The sequence below is a fragment of the Sandarakinorhabdus rubra genome (genome assembly GCF_010994245.1).
Lineage (GTDB): Bacteria > Pseudomonadota > Alphaproteobacteria > Sphingomonadales > Sphingomonadaceae > Sandarakinorhabdus > Sandarakinorhabdus rubra.
The window spans coordinates 1-5,277 of sequence record NZ_WMHO01000184.1 but is presented as its reverse complement, the minus strand read 5'-3'; the positions used below and the strand labels follow the sequence as shown (position 1 = coordinate 5,277).

The 5,277-nt window shown below is 69.1% G+C and carries 8 protein-coding genes; 4 read left to right on the top strand and 4 right to left on the bottom strand.

Annotated features, from left to right (window positions below):
• Positions 1-147: 147 nt before the first annotated feature.
• The 4 genes from GJV64_RS11065 to GJV64_RS11050 are packed head-to-tail and all read left to right on the top strand — an operon-like array spanning position 148 to position 2,162.
• Positions 148-594 (top strand): acyl-CoA thioesterase, encoded by a 447-nt coding sequence (locus GJV64_RS11065; protein ID WP_164157285.1) that lies wholly within the window; start codon positions 148-150, stop codon positions 592-594.
• On the top strand, positions 591-1,007 hold the full coding sequence (locus GJV64_RS11060) for a VOC family protein (protein WP_164157284.1): 417 nt from the start codon (positions 591-593) through the stop codon (positions 1,005-1,007). Before GJV64_RS11065 ends, GJV64_RS11060 begins: the two co-directional genes overlap by 4 nt.
• A gap of 1 nt (position 1,008) precedes the next feature.
• Positions 1,009-1,731, top strand: a complete 723-nt coding sequence (gloB, locus tag GJV64_RS11055; protein WP_164157283.1) for a hydroxyacylglutathione hydrolase — start codon at positions 1,009-1,011, stop codon at positions 1,729-1,731.
• Positions 1,732-1,778: 47 nt separating this feature from the next.
• Complete coding sequence (locus tag GJV64_RS11050) at positions 1,779-2,162, top strand: hypothetical protein (RefSeq protein WP_164157282.1); 384 nt, start codon at positions 1,779-1,781, stop codon at positions 2,160-2,162.
• Here the strand turns inward: GJV64_RS11050 and gshB are convergent.
• Genes gshB through rsmI form a run of 4 tightly spaced genes read right to left on the bottom strand, consistent with a single transcriptional unit; the run spans position 2,159 to position 5,174 of the window.
• Entirely contained in the window at positions 2,159-3,112 is a 954-nt protein-coding gene (gene gshB / locus GJV64_RS11045) for a glutathione synthase (RefSeq protein WP_164157281.1), read from the bottom strand. The two genes, GJV64_RS11050 and gshB, sit on opposite strands and share 4 nt — an antisense overlap.
• Before the next feature lie 13 nt (positions 3,113-3,125).
• Entirely contained in the window at positions 3,126-3,920 is a 795-nt protein-coding gene (locus GJV64_RS11040; protein WP_164157280.1) for a transglutaminase family protein, read from the bottom strand.
• Between the two features lie 32 nt (positions 3,921-3,952).
• On the bottom strand, positions 3,953-4,315 hold the full coding sequence (locus GJV64_RS11035) for a YraN family protein (RefSeq protein WP_164157279.1): 363 nt from the start codon (positions 4,313-4,315) through the stop codon (positions 3,953-3,955).
• Entirely contained in the window at positions 4,305-5,174 is an 870-nt protein-coding gene (gene rsmI, locus GJV64_RS11030) for a 16S rRNA (cytidine(1402)-2'-O)-methyltransferase (protein WP_235927703.1), read from the bottom strand. Before rsmI ends, GJV64_RS11035 begins: the two co-directional genes overlap by 11 nt.
• Positions 5,175-5,277 lie beyond the last annotated feature (103 nt).

Sequence of the window (5,277 nt, the reverse complement as noted above, 5' to 3'; positions counted from 1 at the left end):
CTGGGAGGCTGCGGCCGCCGATGGCGCCGACACGCCGGCCGGGCAGGCTGCCAGCGCCGCGCTGGGGCGGCTTGGCCCCACATTGCCGGACAATGCAGTGGCGGAAAAACCACTGACGCCAACGCCGCCGCCTGCTATTCCTCGCTGATGGCCCGCTCCGATTTCCGCTTCGCCTGGACCGCCCGCGCCCGCTATGCCGAGGTCGATGCCCAGGCCGTCGTGTTCAACAGCCGCTACCTCGAATATTTCGACATCGGCATCACCGAATATTTCCGCACCGTCGGCCTTTATCCCGAACCAAATCTGAAGGGCGCGCCGGAACTGCACGTGGTCAAGGCCGAGGTCGTCTATCACGCGCCGGTGCTGCTCGACGAACAGATCGCCATATGCGTGCGCTGCGAGAAAGTGGGACGCACCTCGCTTACCTTCGCCTTCGAGGTGCACGGCATGATCGAGGGCGGGGCAGGCGAGGATCTGCGCGCCAGCGGCAGCGAGGTGCAGGTGCACGTCGATGAGCCGCGCGGCCGGCCGACGCCGGTGCCCGACACGCTTGTGGCGCTGTTCGAGGCCTTCGAAGGACGCAGTTTGCGATGAAATACCTGCACACCATGATCCGCGTTTCGGACGTGGCCGAAACCCTGCGCTTCTTCGAACTGCTCGGCCTCAAGGAACTGCGCCGGTACGACAATGAGGCCGGGCGCTTCAGCCTGATCTTCCTGGCCGCGCCCGGCGACGAGGAGGCCCAGATCGAGCTGACCCACAATTGGGACGAGGCCGGTTACACGGGCGGCCGCAATTTCGGCCATGTCGCCTATGCCGTGCCCGACATCTATGCCAGCTGCCAACGCCTGATGGACGGCGGCGTCACCATCAACCGGCCGCCGCGCGATGGCCGCATGGCCTTCGTCAAGTCGCCGGACGGCATTTCGGTCGAGCTGCTGCAGGCCGGCCCGGCGCTGCCCCCGGCCGAGCCCTGGGCGTCCATGCCCAATGTCGGGAGCTGGTGAGATGCTCGACATCATCGGCATCCCCGTCCTCACCGACAATTATGTCTGGCTTGCCCATGATGCCGACAGCGGCGAGACGGCGGTGATCGATCCGGCAGTCGCTGGCCCGGTGCTGGAGGTTGCCACCAGCCGGAACTGGAAGATCACCCAGATTTTGAACACCCACTGGCACCCCGATCATGTTGGCGGCAATGCCGAGATCGTGGCGGCCACCGGCGCCGTGGTGACCGGCCCCAGGGGCGAGGCGGCGAAAATTCCCCATATCACCCGCGCCGTCGGCGAAGGCGATGAGGTGCGCATCGGTGCCAACGTCGGCCGGGTGATCGATTGCCCGGCGCACACCGCCGGCCACATCGCCTATGCCTTCGAAGGCGCCCTGTTCGCCGGGGACACGCTGTTCGCCATGGGCTGTGGCCGGCTGTTCGAGGGCACGGCCGAGCAGATGCACGCGGCGCTGGCCAGGTTCATGGCGCTGCCGCCGCGCACGCTGGTCTATTGCGCGCATGAATATACCCAATCCAACGCGCGCTTTGCCGTGACCGTGGAACCGGACAACGAGGCGCTGCTGAAGCGGGCCGAGGCGGTGGACCGGCTGCGCGCCCGCGGCGAGCCCACGGTGCCGTTCAGCCTCGCCATGGAAGCGGCGACCAATCCCTTCGTGCGCGCCGGCAGCGTCGAGGAGCTGGCGCGACGCCGGGCCGCAAAGGATGTGTTCCGGAGTTGAGCTACCGTTCAGCCGCGATAAAGACCTGCAGAGGCAGACAAGAGGACATGATCAAGCCCCCACTCCTGGCCCTGGCCCTGGCGGCCGCCGTGCCGGCGGCGGCGCAGGACACGCCAGCCGCGCCGGTCCCGGCCGAAACCGCCAATTGCCTGATCTCGCGTACCATCGCCCAGGCCCATGCCGGCATCGACCGGCACTGGTATGCCCGCACCCGCGATGGCAAATGGTGGCGCAACGCCATGGATTGCCCGACGCTGATTCCGCCGCGCTCGTTCGTGTTCAGTTCGCCGATCGGCAGCCAGTGCTCCGGAGATATCGTCCAGATCGTCGATTTCACCATGGGCGGCCTCAACTTCGGCAGCTGCGGCCTGCGCAAGTGGGAGCGCGTTGAAAAGCCGGCGCCGCAGCGGGCGCCACGGCGGAAGGACTAACGCGCCGCCAGCCGTCTCTCGATGGCGTCCCAGATCCGCGCCGGGGTGTTGGTGCCGTTGAACCGGTCGATGGCGCGGATGCCGGTGGGGGAGGTGACGTTGATCTCGGTCAGGTGACCGGCGATCACGTCGATGCCCACGAAAATCAGGCCCCGCTTCTTCAGTTCCGGCCCCAGCCGCTCGCAGATCTCGCGTTCGCGGGCCGTCAGTTCCGTCGGCTGGGCGCTGCCGCCGGCGGCGAGGTTGGAGCGGATCTCGCCGGCGCGCGGCAGCCGGTTGATGGCGCCGGCCGGCTCGCCATCCACCAGCACGATGCGCTTGTCGCCCTGCGCCACGTCGGGCAGGAAGGCCTGCACCATGAACGGCTCGCGCCACACGTGCCCGAACAGCTCGACCAGCGCCGGCAGGTTGCCGTCCTTCGCGTCGATCAGGAACACCGCCGCTCCGGCATTGCCATAGAGCGGCTTGATCACCACGGCGCCGTGGCGGGCGCGGAAATCCATCGCCTCTTCAAGGCTGCGGGTCACCAGGGTTGGCGGCATCAGGTCGGGAAAGCGCAGCACGAACAGCTTTTCGGGCGCGTTCCTGACCTCGGCCGGGTCGTTGACCACGAGCGTGGCGCCCTGCACCTGCTCGAGCAGATGCGTGGCGGTAATATAGCCCATGTCGAACGGCGGATCCTGCCGCATCAGCACCACGTCGCTGTCGTCGGCAAGATCGATGCTGGCGGGGTCGGCCAGCCAGCTGAAATGGCTGTCGCCACCATCATGCACGTCGAGCCGGCGCGCCAGGGCGCGCACCCGGCCATTTTCCGCCGACAACTGATCGGGGTGATAATGCCACAGGCGGTGCCCGCGCAGCCTTGCCTCCTGCATCAGCGCGAAGGTGGAGTCGCCGGCCACGTTGATGGTTTCGATCGGGTCCATCTGGACCGCGACGTTCAGCGCCATTGCGGGTTCCTGCTCAGTTGTCGGAGCGCGCGAGCGCTGCCAGCGTGGCCCTTATGCGCTGACCCAGCGCCGGATCGTGGGTGGTCTCCAGCATGGCCGTCAGGCTGGCACGGGCAGCGCCGAACCGGCCCATGCGCTGTTCCAGCTGCGCCCGTTCCCACCACAGCGCACTCATCCGCGGCGCCACCAGGGTCATGCGTTCATACAGCTGCAGCGCCCGCACCACGTCGCCAGACAGCCGCGCCCGGCTGGCCTGGTTCGACAGCAGCCGCACCAGCATCTGGCGATGGCCCAGCACCGGAAAGCGCCCGGCAATGGCGGTACCGCCGCCCTGGCGGGCAATGTCGGCGGCGCGGCGCGGAGATACGCTGCTGCCATGGTCGAACGGGTCGATCAGCGCCGGGGTGCCGCCGCCATGCACCTCCACCAGCACATGGCCGGGGAGCGACAGCGCCTCGGCCCGCCAGCCGACGCGCCGGGCCAGCGCCACGTATAGGATGGACAGCGCGATCGGCAGGCCCCGCCCGCGTTCCGCCACCGCCACCAGGTCGGCATTGAGGGCATTGTCATAATCATCGGTGTCGCCCGACAGCCCGGCTTCCCCGGCGATCAGCCCGGCCAGCCGGAGCGCGCGGCCGGCGCCGGTGGCCGGAGCCAGGTCGCGCTGCAGGGTGATCGCCCAGTTCTGCACCATCCGTCGCAGGCGGGTCGGGTCACTGCGCGGCCGATCGGCCAGGCTCAGCGCGATGCCGGCCTCCACCAGGTCGATATCGGCATCATCCATCAGGCCGATCGCCGCCAAATCCATCCCGGCCACTTTCATCCCAGCAACGTCCCTCTTCACCCGTCCCGCCAGACGGCAACCAGGTGGGCCGGCAGCGCCCAGGGCCTGATCAGCACGGCATCATGCCTCAGCACCGCGCCCGGCCAGCCATGACGGGCGGCAAGCCAGCGCGCGGCAGCCTCGCACCGCTGCCGCTGGCGAGGATGCAGCGCCTGAAGCCCGGAGTCGAGAGTGGCCCTGGCCTTCACCTCCACGAACACCAGCGCCTCGCCGCGCCGCATCAACAGGTCGATCTCGCCCACGGGTGTGCGCAGGCGCCGCGCCAGCAGGCGATACCCCTTTGCCATCAACCAGATGGCCGCAATCACCTCGGCCCGGCGGCCGCGCTGCTCCCGGGCCTGGCGGACGTTACTCGCCATTTTTCAGGGCCAATGCACGCGAATAGACCTGGGTCCTTGGCAGGCCCAGCGCAGTGGCCACCTGCCGCGCTGCATCCTTCAGGTGCAGCGTTGTCATCGCAGCCAGCAGCGCCGAATCGAGATCGGCCGCATCCGGCGCTTCCGGCGCAGCCGGCGGGCCGACGATGACCACCAGCTCGCCCTTTGGCGGCGCCTCGGCCCAGCGCGCGGCGAGGTCAGACAGGGGGGCAACGATCATCTCCTCGTGGCGCTTGGTCAACTCGCGGCCCACTGCCGCCGGCCGGTCGCCGAGGCCGTCACGCAGCGCTGCCAGCGTGGCGGCGAGGCGCGGGCCACTTTCATAGAAGACCAGGGTCGCCGGCACGGCGGCCAGTTCGGCGATGGCGGTGGCGCGCGCGCCGGGCTTCGCTGGCAGGAAGCCGGCAAACAGGAAGCGGTCGGTGGGCAAGCCCGCGATCGACAGGGCGGCAATCGCTGCCGACGGGCCGGGCACCGTCGCCACTGTCACGCCGGCGGCCCGCGCCTCGGCCACCAGCTTGCAGCCGGGATCGGAAATCAGCGGCGTGCCGGCGTCCGACACCAGCGCCACCGGCTCGGCGAGTGCGCGGGCGATCAGCCCCGGGCGCACGCGCGCGGCATTGTGATCATGATAGGGGGTCATGCGGGTGCTGATGCCGAAATGATGGAGCAGCTTGCCGGTCACCCGCGTGTCCTCGCAGGCGATCAGTTCGGCGCGCGCCAGCACCGACAGTGCACGGCTGCTGATATCGCCAAGATTGCCGATCGGGGTGGCAACGATATATAGCCCCGGCGCCAGGCCTTCAGCGTCGTTGGCCAGAGAGGAACGGGACCGTTGCACGCCAACATCAAGAGCGCGCCAGCGCGGCGCTGGCAAGTGCTGCCATCGCTGGCGGTCGGCCTTGCCCTGGTGCTGGCCGCCTGCGCGCCCACCCGCCGCGCGC

What these genes read in the sequence shown, in the direction of transcription:
- GJV64_RS11040 (WP_164157280.1), bottom strand. Translation starts at nt 3,920, where the DNA reads ATGGATTTGGCGGCGATCGGCCTGATGGATGATGCCGATATCGACCTG.
- GJV64_RS11065 (WP_164157285.1), top strand. Translation starts at nt 148, where the DNA reads ATGGCCCGCTCCGATTTCCGCTTCGCCTGGACCGCCCGCGCCCGCTAT.
- gloB (WP_164157283.1), top strand. Translation starts at nt 1,009, where the DNA reads ATGCTCGACATCATCGGCATCCCCGTCCTCACCGACAATTATGTCTGG.
- gshB (WP_164157281.1), bottom strand. Translation starts at nt 3,112, where the DNA reads ATGGCGCTGAACGTCGCGGTCCAGATGGACCCGATCGAAACCATCAAC.
- GJV64_RS11050 (WP_164157282.1), top strand. Translation starts at nt 1,779, where the DNA reads ATGATCAAGCCCCCACTCCTGGCCCTGGCCCTGGCGGCCGCCGTGCCG.
- GJV64_RS11035 (WP_164157279.1), bottom strand. Translation starts at nt 4,315, where the DNA reads ATGGCGAGTAACGTCCGCCAGGCCCGGGAGCAGCGCGGCCGCCGGGCC.
- GJV64_RS11060 (WP_164157284.1), top strand. Translation starts at nt 591, where the DNA reads ATGAAATACCTGCACACCATGATCCGCGTTTCGGACGTGGCCGAAACC.